The sequence below is a fragment of the Ottowia beijingensis genome (assembly GCF_013423955.1).
Lineage (GTDB): Bacteria > Pseudomonadota > Gammaproteobacteria > Burkholderiales > Burkholderiaceae_C > Ottowia > Ottowia beijingensis.
The window spans coordinates 3121115-3136913 of sequence record NZ_JACCKX010000001.1; the positions used below are offsets into that span (position 1 = coordinate 3121115).

The 15799-nt window shown below is 69.1% G+C and carries 15 protein-coding genes and 3 pseudogenes; 13 read left to right on the forward strand and 5 right to left on the reverse strand.

Annotation, left to right across the window (positions count from 1 at the left end; translation table 11 throughout):
* Positions 1-71: 71 nt before the first annotated feature.
* The 3 genes and pseudogenes from H0I39_RS15510 to H0I39_RS15520 form a co-directional block, all read right to left on the reverse strand.
* Positions 72-658, reverse strand: a pseudogene (locus H0I39_RS15510) (hypothetical protein).
* Between the two features lie 615 nt (positions 659-1273).
* A complete protein-coding gene (locus H0I39_RS15515; protein ID WP_180551089.1) occupies positions 1274-1882 on the reverse strand; it encodes a YitT family protein in 609 nt (202 codons plus the stop codon).
* A 36-nt stretch (positions 1883-1918) separates the two neighbouring features.
* Positions 1919-2425 (reverse strand): annotated as a pseudogene (locus H0I39_RS15520) (hemerythrin domain-containing protein).
* 127 nt (positions 2426-2552) lie between these two features.
* On the opposite strand from H0I39_RS15520, the gene H0I39_RS15525 reads away from it, so the two are divergent.
* Both H0I39_RS15525 and H0I39_RS15530 read left to right on the forward strand, forming a co-directional pair.
* Positions 2553-3290: a 2OG-Fe dioxygenase family protein gene (locus H0I39_RS15525; RefSeq protein WP_180551090.1), complete on the forward strand. Its 738-nt coding sequence runs from the start codon at positions 2553-2555 to the stop codon at positions 3288-3290.
* A gap of 67 nt (positions 3291-3357) precedes the next feature.
* Positions 3358-3801 (forward strand): universal stress protein, encoded by a 444-nt coding sequence (locus H0I39_RS15530; protein WP_180551091.1) that lies wholly within the window; start codon positions 3358-3360, stop codon positions 3799-3801.
* Positions 3802-4054: 253 nt separating this feature from the next.
* Here the strand turns inward: H0I39_RS15530 and H0I39_RS15535 are convergent, their stop codons facing one another.
* Positions 4055-4435: an ArsR/SmtB family transcription factor gene (locus H0I39_RS15535; protein WP_308645869.1), complete on the reverse strand. Its 381-nt coding sequence runs from the start codon at positions 4433-4435 to the stop codon at positions 4055-4057.
* Between the two features lie 132 nt (positions 4436-4567).
* On the opposite strand from H0I39_RS15535, the gene H0I39_RS15540 reads away from it, so the two are divergent.
* The 11 genes and pseudogenes from H0I39_RS15540 to H0I39_RS15580 all read left to right on the forward strand — a co-directional run bounded on the left by H0I39_RS15540 (position 4568) and on the right by H0I39_RS15580 (position 14366).
* Entirely contained in the window at positions 4568-5797 is a 1230-nt protein-coding gene (locus tag H0I39_RS15540; protein WP_308645870.1) for an efflux RND transporter periplasmic adaptor subunit, read from the forward strand.
* Position 5798: 1 nt separating this feature from the next.
* Positions 5799-9159, forward strand: a pseudogene (locus tag H0I39_RS15545) (efflux RND transporter permease subunit).
* A gap of 15 nt (positions 9160-9174) precedes the next feature.
* Positions 9175-9381: a YgaP family membrane protein gene (locus H0I39_RS15550; protein ID WP_180551093.1), complete on the forward strand. Its 207-nt coding sequence runs from the start codon at positions 9175-9177 to the stop codon at positions 9379-9381.
* A 15-nt stretch (positions 9382-9396) separates the two neighbouring features.
* Entirely contained in the window at positions 9397-9750 is a 354-nt protein-coding gene (locus tag H0I39_RS15555; protein ID WP_180551094.1) for a carboxymuconolactone decarboxylase family protein, read from the forward strand.
* Positions 9747-10745: a TolC family protein gene (locus H0I39_RS15560; RefSeq protein ID WP_506329686.1), complete on the forward strand. Its 999-nt coding sequence runs from the start codon at positions 9747-9749 to the stop codon at positions 10743-10745. Before H0I39_RS15555 ends, H0I39_RS15560 begins: the two co-directional genes overlap by 4 nt.
* Positions 10742-11203: a TolC family protein gene (locus H0I39_RS24745; RefSeq protein ID WP_506329687.1), complete on the forward strand. Its 462-nt coding sequence runs from the start codon at positions 10742-10744 to the stop codon at positions 11201-11203. Before H0I39_RS15560 ends, H0I39_RS24745 begins: the two co-directional genes overlap by 4 nt.
* The gene (locus H0I39_RS22470) at positions 11200-11934 is read left to right on the forward strand and encodes an NAD(P)/FAD-dependent oxidoreductase (protein ID WP_257645827.1); all 735 of its coding nucleotides are present in this window, start codon (positions 11200-11202) and stop codon (positions 11932-11934) included. Before H0I39_RS24745 ends, H0I39_RS22470 begins: the two co-directional genes overlap by 4 nt.
* Positions 11826-12341, forward strand: coding sequence for an FAD-dependent oxidoreductase (locus H0I39_RS22475; protein ID WP_257646192.1), 516 nt, complete (start codon positions 11826-11828; stop codon positions 12339-12341). Before H0I39_RS22470 ends, H0I39_RS22475 begins: the two co-directional genes overlap by 109 nt.
* 51 nt (positions 12342-12392) lie before the next feature.
* Positions 12393-13739, forward strand: coding sequence for an NAD(P)/FAD-dependent oxidoreductase (locus tag H0I39_RS15570; protein ID WP_257645828.1), 1347 nt, complete (start codon positions 12393-12395; stop codon positions 13737-13739).
* A 29-nt stretch (positions 13740-13768) separates the two neighbouring features.
* Positions 13769-14125, forward strand: coding sequence for a hypothetical protein (locus H0I39_RS15575; protein WP_180551095.1), 357 nt, complete (start codon positions 13769-13771; stop codon positions 14123-14125).
* A gap of 37 nt (positions 14126-14162) precedes the next feature.
* Positions 14163-14366 (forward strand): YgaP family membrane protein, encoded by a 204-nt coding sequence (locus tag H0I39_RS15580; protein WP_180551096.1) that lies wholly within the window; start codon positions 14163-14165, stop codon positions 14364-14366.
* Positions 14367-14741: 375 nt separating this feature from the next.
* Here H0I39_RS15580 and H0I39_RS15585 read toward each other — a convergent pair whose 3' ends face one another.
* Entirely contained in the window at positions 14742-15704 is a 963-nt protein-coding gene (locus tag H0I39_RS15585) for a Bug family tripartite tricarboxylate transporter substrate binding protein (protein ID WP_180551097.1), read from the reverse strand.
* Between the last annotated feature and the right edge of the window lie 95 nt (positions 15705-15799).

Sequence of the window (15799 nt, forward strand, 5' to 3'; positions counted from 1 at the left end):
GTGGAGCGGGCTTGGCTCGGCCGCTGGCGTTGTCCCCTTTCAGGGGAAGGCGCGCAGCGGCTCAGGGGTGTTCATTTCACCGGTGGCGGCACGTAGAGGCTGTCGGACCAGGTGGCCAGCCACTGCGGCCGGAAGGCGACGAACACCGCCACCATCATGCCGGTCACCACCGCATCGCCCCAGGCCAGCAGCCAGCGCGCCACCATGGCCAGGTCGGGCTCCACGGTCACGGTCAGTATCTGGCCCGACCATTGCGCCAGCGCGCCGCTGACGAACAGGCAGATGGCGGTGCCCAGGAAGGCGCGGCCCAGGATGTAGACGAACAGGTTCTTCCACACCCAGCGGCGCAGCGCCATGCCCAGCAGGAAGGACAGCGTGGCGGGCACGATGCCCAGCCACAGCGCCATGTCGATCTGCTGCTGCCAGGGCACGGGGGCGATGAGCCCGGTGGTGAGTGCCACGATGCACAGCACCGGCACGGCCAGCGGCCAGCCGAGCACCAGGCCGATGAGGCAGGCGCCCGACAGCTGCAGCTGGATGGGCATGCGGTGCAGCCAGGGCAGCGCCCACAGCCAGGGGTGATGACGAGCGCGGCCAGCAGGGGCGAGATCAGCGCGGTGTTCGCCAGCAGGCGCCAGGGCTTGAAGCTTAGGGCGATGGCGAGGGCGGTGAAGACGAGGAGGGGGCGAGCAGTTCCATGCGGAGAAGGGGTTCCTGCGGGAGCCGTTCGGGGATTGTCGCGCTTTACTGGGGTGTTGGTGGCGCTGTTGGCCGGGATGTGCGCCCGGCGGCGCAGTCACTTCTTCTTGTCTCGCCAAAAGAAAGTAACCAAAGAAAAGGCGACCCCACTGGCCGTGTCCCTTCGCTTCGCTGCGGGCAACCTGCGATGCTCGGTCGCGGGGCGGCGCTGCGGAACTCGCTTCGTTCACTGCGTTCACTTCGCTCAGACAACCGCAGCGAGTCAGAGCACGAAGCGCGGCATGCTGCGCTGCCGCGCCCGCCCCACGCCCTGCGCTTCTCGGCACGGCCAGAGGGGAGGGAAGTCCACTCGGGCCATCGCTGCGCTCGGCCTTGGCTGGGTCAGGCCGCTGCTTCGCGCGGCGTGCTGTTTACTCCCTCTCCCGCGGGCGGGAGAGGGCTGGGGTGAGGGCCACCCAGCTCAAAAAGATAGCTGCCTGCGCCCGTTTAAAGCTGAGTTCAGAATATTTTCTCTTGAAATCCTTGCAGATCAAGCGCAAGCCACTATCAAAACAAAAGCACAAAGGTTTCCCCGCTACACCGCCATGTACCTCCCCGGCCGGTGGTTGATCGCCAGCGCCAGGTTCAGCACCACGGCGCCCAGCACCGACAGCGCCACGCGCCACGCGTCGGTCACGCCGAACGCCGCCAGCAGGATCAGCACGTCCAGCACCATCTGCACCTGCCCGGCGCGCCAGCCCAGGCGCTCCTGCAGGAACAGGGCGACGACGTTGATGCCGCCCAGGCTGGCGCGGTGCCGGAACAGCATCAGCAGCCCCGCGCCCACCAGCAGCCCGCCCAGCACCGCGGCCAGCGCGGGCGACAGGCGCTCGAACGCCAGGCCCCAGGGCAAGGCCCAGGCGAACAGCGACATCAGGCTCACCGCCGCCGCGGTGCGCAGGGTGAAGCCCTTGCCCATCTGCTTCCAGGCGAACAGGTAGAACGGCAGGTTGACGGCGAAGAACACCGGGCCGAACGGCCAGCCGGTGAGGTAGCTGATGAGCAGCGCAATGCCGGCGGTGCCGCCGGTCAGCAGCTTGGCCTGGCTGAACATCAGCGTGCCGAGCGCGATGAACAGCGTGCCGGTGAGCAGGCCCTGCACGTCCTCGTAGGGGCGGTGGGCCAGCGATTCGGGGGCGGGCATGGCGGGGCGCGCGGCGTGGGCGGCGCGCTGTCGGGCTCAGGCGGCGGTGGCTTCGCGGTCGGTCGCGTCCTGCGGCGTGCAGGTCACGCCGCCACAGCCGTGGATCGCCTCGGCCGGCAGGGCGTCGGCGTGGGCCATGGTGCCGGTGGCCGGGTCGAAGCCGACGCGCTGCAGGTGCATGGCCAGCGCCGCGTCCATGCTGTCGGCGTGCTGGGGGAACTACACGGCCAGCTCCTGCGCCATCTGCCGTATCGGCGCCAGATCGCCCGCCTGGCCCAGGGCCAGGCCCTGGCGCAGCACGTCCAGCACCATCCTGTGGTGCGTGGTGTGGCAGTTGCCGGCGGCAAAGCGGGTGGCCAGCATGTAGCGGTCTTCGGCGTCGAAGTGCTGCTGCGTGTGCTCGACCAGCGCGTGCCAGGCCGCCAGCACGCCAGCGTCGTCGGCGGCTTCCACGTCGGCCAGCAGGGTGACGAATTCCTGGTGGGTGGCGTCCATTGCGGCCACGCCAAGGGCGAGTTCGTCGGACCAGAGCAGGGTGGGCATCGGGGTGTTCTCCAGAGGTTGCGGCGAGCCTATCGGCTGGCCCTGACTGCGACCTTGACGCAGGTCAGGCGGAAAGGGTGTCGCGGCAGAGGACTATGCTCACGGCTTTGCCCCGCGCGCCACCGTCATGTTCCTGCCGCCGTTCTCTACCCCCGACCAGTACCTGCGCGATCTGGCGCAGCGCGGCTTTGCCGTGTTGCCGGCGACGGCCGTGCGTGCGCTGTCGGGCGCCGGTGCCACCGGCCTGGCGGCGCTGGCGCCTGACTGGGACCAGCTTGCCCCCGACGAGTACCTGAAGGACGGCGGCCGCTACCGCCAGCGCCGGCATGCCTCGTTCGTCGTGCAGGGTGGGGAGGTGCGCGATGTGCCTTATCGGCCGCACTGGCAGCCGCTGGACTACAACGCGCTGCATGGGGGCATGGAACGTTGGTTCGAGCCCGTCTTGCCAGCCACCCAATCGCGGCCCGACTGGGTGCTGTTGCTGGCGTGGTTGGCTGACGTGGCCGACGCATTGCACGGTGCGCAGCCCTGGTTTGTCGAAACGCACCAGTTCCGCATCGACACCACCGATGGCATCGGCCGCCCCACGCCCGAGGGCGCGCACCGCGATGGCGTCGATCTGGTGGCGGTGTTCCTGGTCGCGCGCCACGCCATCAAGGGTGGCGAAACGCGCGTGTTCGAACTCGACGGCCCCAAGGGCCAGCGCTTCACGCTGGAAGAACCCTGGTCGGTGCTGCTGCTGCAGGACGCGCGCGTGATCCACGAATCGACGCCGATCCAGCCCGCCGAGGAAGGCGGCCACGGCCACCGCGACACGCTGGTGGTGACACTGCGCGCCGGCGGCTTTCTTGACCCCTGCGCTTGACGCGCATCAAACCGCGCGGCAAGGTGCCCCTGAGAATGAATCTTCACTGACGCGCAAGGAGCGACGCATGTTCAAGCACATCCTGGTGCCCGTCGACGGTTCCGACACGTCGCTGGCGGCCATCGACAAGGCGGCCGGCCTGGCCAAGGCGTTCGGCGCCCAGGTGACGGCCATCTTCGTCATCGACCCGTACCCGTTCACCGGCGTCGGCGCCGACTTCGCCTACGGGCAGGACCAGTACCTGAACGCTGCCAAGGCCGAGGCCGGTGCCGCCATCGAGAATGCCGCCGCGCGCCTGAAGCAGGCGGGCGTCGATGCCGAGACCAAGGTGGTCGAATCGCACGCCGTGTGGCGCGGCGTGCTGGAAGCTGCCGACGCCGCGGGCGCCGACCTGATCGTGATGGGCTCGCACGGCCGCCGCGGGCTGGAGAAGCTGGTGCTGGGCAGCGTGGCGCAAAGCGTGCTGTCGCACACCAGGATCAATACGCTGGTGGTGCGCGGCGCCGATTGATTCCAATTCCAGATCAAAGCTGCCATAGCTCGTCATTCCGGCGCAAGCCGGAATCCAGACGGCGTGTGCGGAGAAACATGGATCCCGGCCTTCGCCGGGATGACGGTGATGGACGCATTGAATGGGAAATGGAATGAGCGGCGCGCTTGGACTTGCTTCTGAATAGATAGCTGTCAGCGCTTGTGTGGCGGGCGCTGCAGCCTGATTTGGCTTGAAATCAGCGGCCCTTTGACCTGGGCGCCGAGCAGCGCGTTCAGCGGCGCGCTGGCCGCCCGCCCGCCGCCTTGGCCGGCGCCGGGTTGAAGGCGGCGCGCTCGGCCACCGTGGCCTCCAGCCGGCGCCCGATGCTGCCGCACACCAGATCGCACAACTCGTGCACGGCCGGATCGGCAATGCGGTAGAGCACGCTGTTGCCCCGGTGCTCGCGCGCCACCAGGCCGTACTGCGCCATCTGCGTCAGGTGGCGCGACACGTTGGCGATGCTCGAATCCACCTGCACGGCGATGTCGCCCACGCTCATCTCGCCCGTGCCCAGCACGTTGAGGATGCGCAGCCGCGTCGGCTCCGACAGCGTGCGGAAATAGCGCGCCACGTGCTCCAGGGCGGCAGGGGGCAGTTGGTTCAGGGTGTTCACGAACGGGCACTCCGGTACAGCAGGGCTGGACGGCAGTCTAGCGGGTGCCTGAGGGAAACCTGTGGTTACGCTATTGCGTATTTGCATGATTGCGCAAATAATAACGCAATGAACCTGAAAAGCAAGTGCTTCGTGTTAGCCCTCGGTCATCGTTCCGCCGCGACGCCGCTGCGCGCGGTGGGCCTGGCGCTCGCCCTGTCGGTGCTGGCCGGGCAGGCGCAGTCGGCCGAGTTGCCGGTGGTGGCGGTGCAGTCTGCCCAGCGGGCGCAGATGGCCACCTACGACGGCCAAGTCGAGGCATTGCGCCAGGCCGTCATCGCCGCGCAGGTGCCCGGCAGCGTGCTGGAGTTGAACGTGCGCGCCGGCGATGCGGTGCGTGCCGGCCAGGTGCTGCTGCGCATCGACGCGCGCGCTGCCGAGCAGAGCGCCGCCGCCAGCAGTGCGCAGGTGGCCGCGGCCCGCGCCGCGCTGGATGTGGCCGCCACCGAGCTGGCCCGCAAGCGCGCGCTGGCGCAGAAGAACTACATCAGCAAGGGCGCGCTGGAACAGGCCGAGAGCCAGTATCGCGCCGCCCAGGCGCAGGTCAACGCGCAGTCGGCGCAGGCCAGCGCGGCGCGCACGCAGACCGGCTTTCACGTGGTGCGCGCGCCGTTCGACGGCATCGTGGCGCAGCTCACCGTGGAGCGCGGCGACATGGCCATGCCGGGCCGCCCCTTGATGACGGTGTACGACCCCGGCGCGCTGCGCGTGACGGCGCACGTGCCGGCCAGTGCCCTCCAGGGCGGCGCCAGCGGCGCGCAGGTGCTGCTGTCGGGCAGCGATGCCGCGGTGGCGCCGGCCCGCGTGCAGGTGCTGCCCACGGTCGATCCGCAATCGCTGACGCAGCAGGTGCGCGTCGATCTGCCGGCGGGCACGGCGGCGGCGCCGGGCCAGTTTGCAAGGCTGCAACTGGCTGGCGCGGCCGTCGATGCGGCGGCGGCCAAGCGCCTGTTCGTGCCGGCCTCGGCCGTGGTGCGCCGCGCCGAGGTGACGGCGGTCTACGTGATGGGCGCCGACAAGCGCCCGCAACTGCGCCAGCTGCGCCTGGGCCCGGTGCAGGGCGATCAGGTCGAGGTGCTGTCGGGCCTGGACGCGGGCGAGCAGCTGATCACCGACCCGCAGGCAGCCACGCGCGTTGTGGCCGGGGGCGTTGATTCCATGACTTCGCTTCGCTCAATGATTTCGGCTTCGCCATTGATGACGGCGCTGGCGCGCCATGACTCATCTTGGGTCATGCGCCCGCAGGGCGCGTCATCGACGGCCGCAGGCCGAGGTCGTGCGCCGTCAGGGACGGTCATGACTTGCGGTGCCGAGGGCTACTGACATGCAGGAACATCGCATGGGCATTTCGGGCCGCATCGCGGCCTACTTCCAGAGCGCGCAGATCACGCCGCTGCTGGCGCTGGTCGCCTTTCTGCTCGGCCTGTTCGCCGTGTTGGTGACGCCGCGCGAGGAAGAGCCCCAGATCGACGTGACCATGGCCAACGTGATCGTGCCGTTCCCCGGCGCGAGCGCGAAGGACGTGGAGGCCATGGTGGCCACGCCGGCCGAGCAGGTGCTGTCGCAGATGACGGGCGTGGAGCATGTGATGAGCATGTCGCGTCCGGGCGTGGCGGTGGTCACGGTGCAGTTCAAGGTCGGCGTGCCGCGCCAGGCGGCGGTGGTGCGGCTGTACGACACCGTGGGCGCCAACGCCGACTGGCTGCCCAAGGGCCTGGGCGTGCTGCAACCCATCATCAAGCCGAAGGGCGTTGACGACGTGCCCATCGTCGCGCTGACGCTGCACAGCACGCGCGCCGATACCGGCGCCTTCGACCTGGAGCGCGTGGCGCGCAGCGTCGAGGCCGAGATCAAGCGCGTGCCCGGCACGCGCGAGGTGAAGACCGTGGGCGGCCCCGGCCGCGCGGTGATGGTCGAGGTCGATCCCACGCGCCTGGCCGCTGTCGGCCTGACGCTCCACGAGGTGCGCGGCGCTCTGCAGTCGGCCAACATGGGCCTGCCGGTGGGTGACGTGCTGCAGGGCAACCAGGCCATCGCCATCGAGACCGGCCCCTACCTGCACAGCGCCCAGGACGTGGCCGAACTGGTGCTGGCCAGTCGCGGCCGCAAGCCGGTCTATCTGCGCGAAGTCGCCAGCGTGCGCGAAGGCGCGCCCCGGCCGAACGCTACGTGTGGCACGGCCAGGTGCAGCGCGGCGAAGGTGAAGCGCGCGCGGTTGAAACGCCCGCCGTCACGCTCGCCATCACCAAGAAGCCGGGCGAGAACGCCATCGACGTGGCCAATGCGGTGATGCAGCGCGTGAGCGAGCTGCACGATACGGTGATTCCCCATGATGTGCAGGTCAGCACCACGCGCAACTACGGCGAGACCGCCAACGACAAGGCCACCACGCTGATCAAGAAGCTGCTGTTCGCCACCTTCGCGGTGGTGGCGCTGGTGTTCTTCGCCCTCGGCCGGCGCGAGGCCGCCATCGTCGGCACGGCGGTGATCCTGACGCTGACGGTGACGCTGTTCGCATCATGGGCCTGGGGCTTCACGCTCAACCGGGTGTCGCTGTTCGCGCTGATCTTCTCCATCGGCATCCTGGTGGACGATGCCATCGTGGTGGTCGAGAACATCCACCGCCACCAGCAACTGTTCCCGGGGCGCAGCTTGCGCGAGATCATCCCCGGCGCGGTCGATGAAGTGGGTGGCCCGACCATTCTGGCCACCTTCACCGTCATCGCCGCGCTGCTGCCCATGGCCTTCGTCAGCGGGCTGATGGGGCCGTACATGAGCCCCATCCCCATCAACGCCAGCCTGGGCATGGTGCTATCGCTGATCATCGCCTTCGTCGTCACGCCCTGGCTGGCGCGGCTGTGGATGAAGGCGACGCACCAGCACGACGACGGCAAGGCGGCTGGGCACGGATTGGCGGGCCGATTGGCGCCGCTGTTCGAGCGCATCTTCCGCCCACTGCTCGACGACCGGCGCGGTGGCCGAAACCGCGGCCTGCTGGGGCTGGTGGTGGCGGGCCTGATCGCGCTGTCGGTGGCGCTGCCGGTGGTCGGGCTGGTGGTGCTGAAGATGCTGCCGTTCGACAACAAGAGCGAGTTCCAGGTCATCGTCGACATGCCCGCGGGCACGCCGGTCGAGAAGAATGCTGCTGTTTTGAGAGCGCTTGGCGCTCATCTGGCCACCGTCCCCGAGGTATTGAACTACCAGGCCTATGCCGGTACCGCCTCGCCCATCAACTTCAACGGCCTGGTGCGCCAGTACGACCTGCGCGCCGGCGGCGAAGTGGGCGACATCCAGGTCAACCTGGTGGACAAGGCGCACCGCAAGGACCAGAGCCACCTGATCGCCATGCGCGTGCGCCCCGCGCTGCACGAGATCGGCCGCCGCTTCGGCGCCAACGTGAAGGTGGTCGAAGTGCCGCCCGGCCCGCCGGTGCTGGCACCCATCGTGGCCGAAATCTACGGGCCGGAGGAGGCGGGCCGTCGCGACGTGGCCAAGGCCGTGCGCGCGGTGTTCGAGGCCACGCCGGGCGTGGTCGATGTGGACGATTCCACCATCACCGCCGCGCCCAAGACGCTGCTGCTGGTCGACCGCACCAAGGCCGCGCAACTGGGCGTGACGCAGCAGGCCATCGCCAGCACGCTGCGCATGGGCCTGTCGGGCGACGCCGCCACCTACCTGCACGATGCCAGCCGCTACGCCGTGCCGGCGCTGATTCAGCTGCCGCCCGAGCTGCATGGCAGCCTGGATGCGCTGCTGCAACTGACGGTGCGCAGCCAGAGCGGCGCGGCGGTGCCAATCCGCGAGCTGGTGACGGTGAGCGACACGGTGCGCGAGCAGCCGATCTACCGCAAGGACCTGCTGCCGGTCGTCTTCGTCGTCGGTGACATGGCGGGCACCAAGAAGGGCGACATGGACAGCCCGCTCTACGGCATGTTCCAGATGCGCTCGAAGATTGCCGAACTCCAAGGCCCCGATGGCGGCCCGATCGACGAGTACTTCATCCAGCAGCCCTCCAACCCCTACGCCGGCTACGCGCTCAAGTGGGACGGCGAGTGGCAGATCACCTACGAGACCTTCCGCGACATGGGCGCCGCCTACGCCGTCGGCCTGATCCTGATCTACCTGCTGGTGGTGGCGCACTTCGGCTCGTACCTCATGCCGCTGATCATCATGGCGCCGATTCCGCTCACCGTCATCGGCGTCATGCCGGGGCACGCGCTGCTGGGCGCGCAGTTCACCGCCACCAGCATGATCGGCATGATCGCGCTGGCCGGCATCATCGTGCGCAACTCGATCCTGCTGGTCGACTTCATCCACCTGCAGCTCGCCGAGGGCGTGCCCGATTCGGCGCGGGGCCGCTCCCAAGCCGAAGCAGCCCCTCGGGGGCAGCGCACCACGCGCAGCGGGGAGCGTGGGGGATAAGTTTCAAGCGCGCCATCGTGCAGAGCGCCATCACGCGCGCCCAGCCGATTGCGCTGACCGCGCTGGCCGCCATGATCGGCGCGCTGTTCATCCTCGACGACCCGATCTTCAACGGCCTGGCCATTGCGCTGATCTTCGGCATCCTGGTGTCCACCGTGCTCACGCTGGTGGTCATCCCCATCCTCTACTACGTCGCCTACTGCCGGAGTCATGAGTCAAATCAGGCTCCAGCGCCCGTCCCGCCTGCGCAAGCAGCTACTTGAAAAGGAGCAAACAGAATGACATCGTGGCAACTTACCCGCCTCATCGGCGGTACCTTCATCCTGCTTTCGCTGGCGCTGGGCGTGCCCAGCAGCCCCATCTTCCATTCGACGAACTGGCTGTGGTTCACCGCCTTCGTCGGCGCCAACTTCCTGCAAAGTGGCATCACCAACTGGTGCCTGATGGAAACCATCATGCGCAAGATCGGCGCCCGTGCATCTTGATTCAAGGAGAAACCCATGGTTGAAAACTACAAGGAACTGATCGCTTCCGTATCCGCCAACACCGCCAAGCTGCGCAAGGGCATCCCCGATGTCATGCAGGGCTTCAACGCCATGGCGGGCGCTGCCGGCAAGGACGGCGTGCTGGACGCCAAAACCAAGGAACTGATCGCCATGGCGCTGTCGGTGGCCGCGCGCTGCGACCCGTGCGTGGGCTACCACGCCAAGGCGCTGGTCAAGCTGGGCGCCACACGCGCCGAACTGGATGAGATGCTGGGTATGTGCGTCTACATGGGTGGCGGCCCGTCGCTGATGTACGCCGCCGCGGCCATTGCCGCCTACGAGGAGTTCGGCGGCGAGAAGGCCACATGAGCATGCGCCGCGCCTGGTTGCGCCATGGTCTGGGCATCGGCCTGCTGGGGCTGGGCGCGCTGCCCGCCACCGCGCAGGACCTGCTCACCGTGTGGCGCGCTGCCGAGCAGCACGACCGCACGCTGGCCGTGGCCCGTGCCGAGCACGCGGCGGCGCAGACCAAGCGCGAACAGGCCGAGGCGCTGTGGCGCCCCAACGTGATGCTGGGCCTGGGCGCCGGCCTGGGCGCCAGCGACACGCGCATGAAGGGCGCGCAGTTCTCGGCGCCCGGCTTCGGCACGTCCGAGGGCGTGGACTTCGCCACCTCGGTGCATGCCGGGCTGGCCACGCGCGCCAACCTGATCGCGCAGCAGCCGCTGGTCAACCGTGGCCGCGAGGCTGCCCGCGCACAGCTGGAACTGGGCGCCGAGATGGGCGACACCGCCTGGCGCGCCGCCCGCAACGAGCTGTTGCTGCGCACCGCCGAGCGCTACTTCGCCCTGGCCGTGGCGCAGGAGCAGTTGCGCGTGACCGAGCGCCAGGCCGAATCGGTGGCGCGCGCCACCACCGAGGCGCACGACCGTTTTGAACTGGGCGACGTGCCCGTGACCGACACGCATGAGGCCGATGCGGCTCTCGCCGGCGTGCGTGCGCAGGTCGAGGCGGCGCGCCTGCAGCGCGACCTGACGCGCCAGTCGCTGGCCGACAGCACCGGCCTGCCGCTGCCCGTGGCGCAACTGCCCGCGCAAACCCAGGCACTGGGCGAATCGCTGCAAGCCTGGATCGACGCCGCGCAGGCGGCCAACCCGCAGGTGCAGCTGGCCGCGCATGGTGTGCGCATGGCCGAGCAGGAACTGCGCAAGCGCCGCGCAGGCGACAGCGTGTCGGTGGACTTGGTCGCACAGGCCGGCTTCGACCGGCTGGGCGGCCGGGGCGAATTCGGCTCGGCCAGCAACCGCAACGCCAATGCCATGGTCGGCGTGCAGGTCAACATCCCCTGTACGACGGCGGCATGAGCCGCGCCCAGGCCAGCGAAGGCGCACGCCTGCTGGACAAGGCCCAGGCACAGCTGGAACAGGCCCGCGAGCAGGTGGCCGAGCAGGTGCGCGCTGCCTGGCTGGGTTGGCAGGCGGGCGAGGCCCGCGTGGCCGCACTGCAGGACGGCCTGAAGGCCAGCGCCGCGCGGCTCGACGCCACCCGCACAGGACGCGAGCTGGGCGACCGCACGCTGATGGACGTGCTGAACGCCGAGAACGACCATGCCCGCGCCACGCTGGCGCTGGCCGAGGCGCGCACCGGGCAGATGCAGCAGCGCCTGCGCCTGGCCGCGCTGGCCGACCGGCTGGACGAGCCCCTGATGGCGAAGCTCAGCGCTGCGCTGGCACCCGTGCCAGCGGCGGCGCCGCCAGCGCCGCCCGCTGCCGTCGTGCCGGCAGCCACCCCCGCGCGTGCGCCGCGCAAGGACCGCAAATGACCGCCGCCACCCACGCCCCCATCGTCGTGCTCGGCACCGGCTTCGGTGCGCTGTCCACCGTGCGCGCGCTGCGCGCGGGCGGCTGCACCGATCCGATCACGATGATCGGCCCGCGTGCAGAACTGCATTACCTGCCGGGCACCATCTGGATTCCCAGCGGCCTGCGCACGCGCGCCGACCTGGTGGTGCCGCTGGGCAACTTCTTCCAGCGCATGAACGTGCAGCACCATCAGGCCAGCGTCACCGGCCTGTCGGATGACGGGCGCGTGGTGCACACCACGGCGGGCGATGTGGCCAACCACGCGCTGGTCATTGCCAGCGGTGCGCGCTTCATCCGCAAGCTGCCGGGCATCGAGCACGCCGTCGTGCCCTGCGAAGGCATCGACGCCGCCGAGCGCGTGCGCGACCGTTTGCGCGCCATGGACGGCGGCACCATCGCCATCGGCTTCGGCGCCAACCCCCACGAGCCAAGCGCCGTGCGCGGTGGGCCGATGTTCGAGTTCCTGTTTGGCATCGAGCGCCAGTTGCGCCGCGAGGGCCGGCGCGAGCAGTTCAAGCTGGTGTTCTTCAACCCTCGCCCAAGCCCGGCATCCGCCTGGGCGAGAAGACGGTGGCGCAACTGCTGGCGCGCATGCAGCGCCAGGGCATCGAGACGCACCTGGGCCACAAGATGCTGCGCTTCGAGGCCGACAAGGTGGTCACCGAGGGCGGCGAGTTCGCGGCCGATCTGATCCTGTTCATGCCGGGGCTCACCGGGCCGGCCTGGCTGGAGCACTCCGCGCTGCCGCGTTCGCCCGGCGGCATGGTGGCGGCCGATGCGCAGTGCCGCGTGGCCGGCTTCGAGCGCGTCTACGTGGTCGGCGACAGCGGCAGCTTTCCCGGCCCCGACTGGATGCCCAAGCAGGCCCACATGGCCGATCTGCAGGCCGAGGCCGCGGCGCACAACCTGCTGGCCGAGCTGGCGGGCGGGCGGGGCGAGCGCGGCTTCAAGGTCGAACTGGTCTGCATCATCGACGCCATCGACCAGGGCACGCTGGTCTACCGCACCGAGCAGCAGCAGATCGTGCTGCCGCCCAACCGCCTGATGCACTGGGCCAAGCGCAGCTTCGAGCGGCGCTACCTGAGGCACTACCAATGAAGGCCGTGCCGTGCCAGTCGATTTGAATCAACCCACCACCAAGGAGACACCATGACCGAACGCTCCCACCGCGGGCCCACGCGCCCGCCATCCCGCCGCGACATGCTGCGCGCCATGGGCGCCGCGCCCATCGCCGTCGGCGCCCTGCAGGCCGCCCCTGTCGCGCAGGCGCAGACCAGCAACAGCAAGGCGCACATCGTGATCGCCGGCAGCGGCCTGGGCGGCATTGCCGTGGCCAGCCGCCTGCGCGCGCTGCTGCCGCAGGCGAAGATCACCATCGTCGACGCCAAGCAGGAGCACAACTACCAGCCCGGCTACACCCTGGTGGCCAGCGGCGTGTGGCCGATCGAGAAGGTGCGCGACCGCAACGCCGACTTCATCCCTGCCGGCGTGGAATGGGTGCAGGAGATGGTGGCCGCGTTCGACCCCGCCAGCAACAGCCTGACCACCACCAGCGGCCAGAAGATCGGCTACGACTACCTCGTCGTCGCCACCGGCCTGCACCTCGACTATGCGCAGATCGAAGGCATGGACGTGGCCGCCATCGGCCAGAACGGCATGGGCAGCGTTTACGCCAGCCCGCAGGCCGCGCTGGCCACCTGGCAGGCCATGGACGCCTACCGCGCCAAGGGCGGCCAGGCCGTGATGACGCTGCCGCCCGGCGCGCTGAAATGCGCCGGCGCGCCGCTGAAGATGACCTTCATGATCGCCGACCGCCTGCGCCAGGCCGGCACCATGGGCCAGTCGAAGGTGGACTTCTACAGCGCGCTGGCCGACGACACCGTGTTCGGCGTCAAGGCCGTCAACGACAACGTGCTGGCGCGCTGGAAGGCGCTGGGCATCAACACCCACTACCTGCAGAAGCTGGTGGCGGTGGACCTGGGCGCGCGCAAGGCCGTCTTCACCTCGCCCGAGGGCGAGCGCACCAGCGTCGACTACGACTTCCTGCACGTGGTGCCGCCCATGCGCGCGCCCGACGTGGTGAAGAACAGCGACCTGTCGGCCAAGCAGGGCCCCATGGCCGGCGGCGGCTGGCTGGAGGTGAGCAAGGACACGCTGCAGCACCTGCGCTACCCCAACGTGTTCGGCGTGGGCGACATCAACGGCACGCCGCGCGGCAAGACGGCGGCCACCGTCAAGAAGAGCGCGCCGCTGGTGGCGCACAACCTGGCGCGCGTGATCGCGGGGCAGCCGGCCGACCAGATCTTCGACGGCTACACCTCGTGCCCGATGATCGTGCGCGAAGGCTCGGCCATGCTGATCGAGTTCGACTACGAGGGCAAGCTCACGCCCTCGCTGCCGATGATCGAGCCGCTGCAGGAGAGCTTCATGGCCTGGTTCATGAAGTACCGCCTGCTCAAGCCCGCCTACATCGCGGTCATGAAGGGCCGCGTGTGACCACGCACTGAACCAAGGAGACACGAACCATGTATGAAATCTGGCTGATGCTGAACATCGTGTGGGAACTGGCCCTGTCCATCTGGCCCTGGCTGCTGGCGCTGGCCGTGCTGTGGCTGGTGCTGCTGGCCATGGCGCGCGGCGGCCGCGGCGCCGACTGGCGCGCCTGCCTGCCCAAGGCCGTGGCCCTGGGCGCGCTGCTGGGCGTGGTGATCTTCTTCGTCACCCCGCTGTGGAGCAAGTCTGGCCTGGGCGAAATGAAATACTGGGTCGACTGGGCCAACCTGATCGGCATCGCCGTGGCCTGGGCTGCCGCCGGCACGCTGTTCGCGTGGCCGCTGCTGACCTGGCTGCGCAAGTCGCGCCAGCGCCCGTCGCTCGTCTGACGGTTATTCTTCGTCCTGCAAACCAAAGGAGCTTGTTATGAAACTCAACGTCGGCGGCATCGACCGCATCCTGCGCATCGTCGTCGGTCTGGTGCTGATCGCCCTGGCCGTCACCGGCACCGTGGGCTGGTGGGGCTGGCTGGGCGTGATCCCGCTGGCCACCGGCCTGTTCCGCTTCTGCCCCGCGTACACGCTGCTGGGCATGAACACCTGCCCGATCAAGGACCGCAGCTCGACCTGAGCGGCGCCGTCTGCGCCATGAAAAACGCCCGCAGATGCGGGCGTTTTTTCAGCCGTTTCACGCGGCTGCCTCAAGAATGATAGGGGGTATATGGTTTTGCGCTTGTCTGGCGGGCGCTACCGAGTATCTATAGGGAGAGTATAAGGAAGAAAAGCTCCACTGAAGGAGCGGCCTTGGCCGCGATGTGGCGATGGATCAGGCGGATGCACCCCATCGCGGGCGAACCCGCTCCCGCACAAAAGCAGCCACTCCACGCGTCATCGAAAGGCAGCGGAGCAGGCCATGCCAGCGGCAGCCGTGCCCGGACCTGCGCCGGGCACTGGCTGCGTCCCCTCGCGCAGCAGAGGGGAAGGCGCGTCAGCGCCTCAGGGGGTGTCACTCAATCTTTACGCCCGCATCGCGCACGATCTTCTCCATGCCCTGGTAGTCGCGCTGCAACTGCTGGGTGAAGGCTTCGGGCGTCATCGCCAGCGGCTCGGCGCCCTGGTCGTGGATGGCCTTCTGCATCTCGGGCGTGGCCAGCAGCTTGTTCACCGCGCCGTTCATCTGCGCCACGATGGGGGCGGGCGCACCGGCCGGCATCAGCAGGCCGTACCAGGTGCTCATGTCGAAGCCGGCGTAGCCGCTTTCGGCCACGGTGGGCACGTCGGGCAGGCTGGTGCTGCGCTTGGCCGAGGTGACGGCCAGCGGGCGCAGCTTGCCCGCCTTGACCTGCGCCATGGCCGACGGCACCGACGACACCAGCAGGTCCACGTTGCCGGCCAGCGCGTCCATCAGCGCCGGGTTGGAGCCCTTGTAGGGCACGTGGCGCAGCTTGATGCCCGCGGCCTTCTCGAACTGGTCGCCCGCCAGGTGGATGGTGGTGCCGTTGCCGGGCGAGCCGTAGGTCACGGTGTCGGGCGCGGCCTTGGCGGCGGCCACCACGTCGGCCAGCGTCTTGTATTTGCTGTTCATACTGGTGGCGATGATCACGGGCGACCAGGCCACGTGCGCCACGGGCGTGAAGTCCTTCACCGGGTTCCACGGCAGGCTCTTGTACAGCCAGGGGCCGACGACCAGGTTGTCCTTCTGGCCCATCACCATGTCGTAGCCGTCGGGCTTGCCCTTGGCCGCTTCGGTGATGCCCAGCGTGCCGCCGGCGCCGGCCTTGTTATCGGGCACGATGGTCCACTGGTTGGCCTCGGTCAGCTTCTGCGCCACCAGCCGGCCCAGGATGTCGGTGCCGCCACCGGGCGGGAAGGGGATGACCATGCGGATGTTCTTGGTCGGGTAGGTCTGGGCGTGGGCGGCGGAGGCGATCAGGCCGATGGCCAGGGCAGAGGCGATTGGGCGGAACATCTGGGGCGGGCTTTCTGTAAGAAGTGAAACTGGATGGGCAATGTTAGCGCGCTGCGGGGTCTTGCGCAGGCGCTGACCCTGCCGCGGCGGTTGAC

What these genes read in the sequence shown, in the direction of transcription:
- H0I39_RS15515 (WP_180551089.1), bottom strand. Translation starts at nt 1,882, where the DNA reads ATGCCCGCCCCCGAATCGCTGGCCCACCGCCCCTACGAGGACGTGCAG.
- H0I39_RS15525 (WP_180551090.1), top strand. Translation starts at nt 2,553, where the DNA reads ATGTTCCTGCCGCCGTTCTCTACCCCCGACCAGTACCTGCGCGATCTG.
- H0I39_RS15530 (WP_180551091.1), top strand. Translation starts at nt 3,358, where the DNA reads ATGTTCAAGCACATCCTGGTGCCCGTCGACGGTTCCGACACGTCGCTG.
- H0I39_RS15550 (WP_180551093.1), top strand. Translation starts at nt 9,175, where the DNA reads ATGACATCGTGGCAACTTACCCGCCTCATCGGCGGTACCTTCATCCTG.
- H0I39_RS15555 (WP_180551094.1), top strand. Translation starts at nt 9,397, where the DNA reads ATGGTTGAAAACTACAAGGAACTGATCGCTTCCGTATCCGCCAACACC.
- H0I39_RS15560 (WP_506329686.1), top strand. Translation starts at nt 9,747, where the DNA reads ATGAGCATGCGCCGCGCCTGGTTGCGCCATGGTCTGGGCATCGGCCTG.
- H0I39_RS24745 (WP_506329687.1), top strand. Translation starts at nt 10,742, where the DNA reads ATGAGCCGCGCCCAGGCCAGCGAAGGCGCACGCCTGCTGGACAAGGCC.
- H0I39_RS22470 (WP_257645827.1), top strand. Translation starts at nt 11,200, where the DNA reads ATGACCGCCGCCACCCACGCCCCCATCGTCGTGCTCGGCACCGGCTTC.
- H0I39_RS15570 (WP_257645828.1), top strand. Translation starts at nt 12,393, where the DNA reads ATGACCGAACGCTCCCACCGCGGGCCCACGCGCCCGCCATCCCGCCGC.
- H0I39_RS15575 (WP_180551095.1), top strand. Translation starts at nt 13,769, where the DNA reads ATGTATGAAATCTGGCTGATGCTGAACATCGTGTGGGAACTGGCCCTG.
- H0I39_RS15580 (WP_180551096.1), top strand. Translation starts at nt 14,163, where the DNA reads ATGAAACTCAACGTCGGCGGCATCGACCGCATCCTGCGCATCGTCGTC.
- H0I39_RS15585 (WP_180551097.1), bottom strand. Translation starts at nt 15,704, where the DNA reads ATGTTCCGCCCAATCGCCTCTGCCCTGGCCATCGGCCTGATCGCCTCC.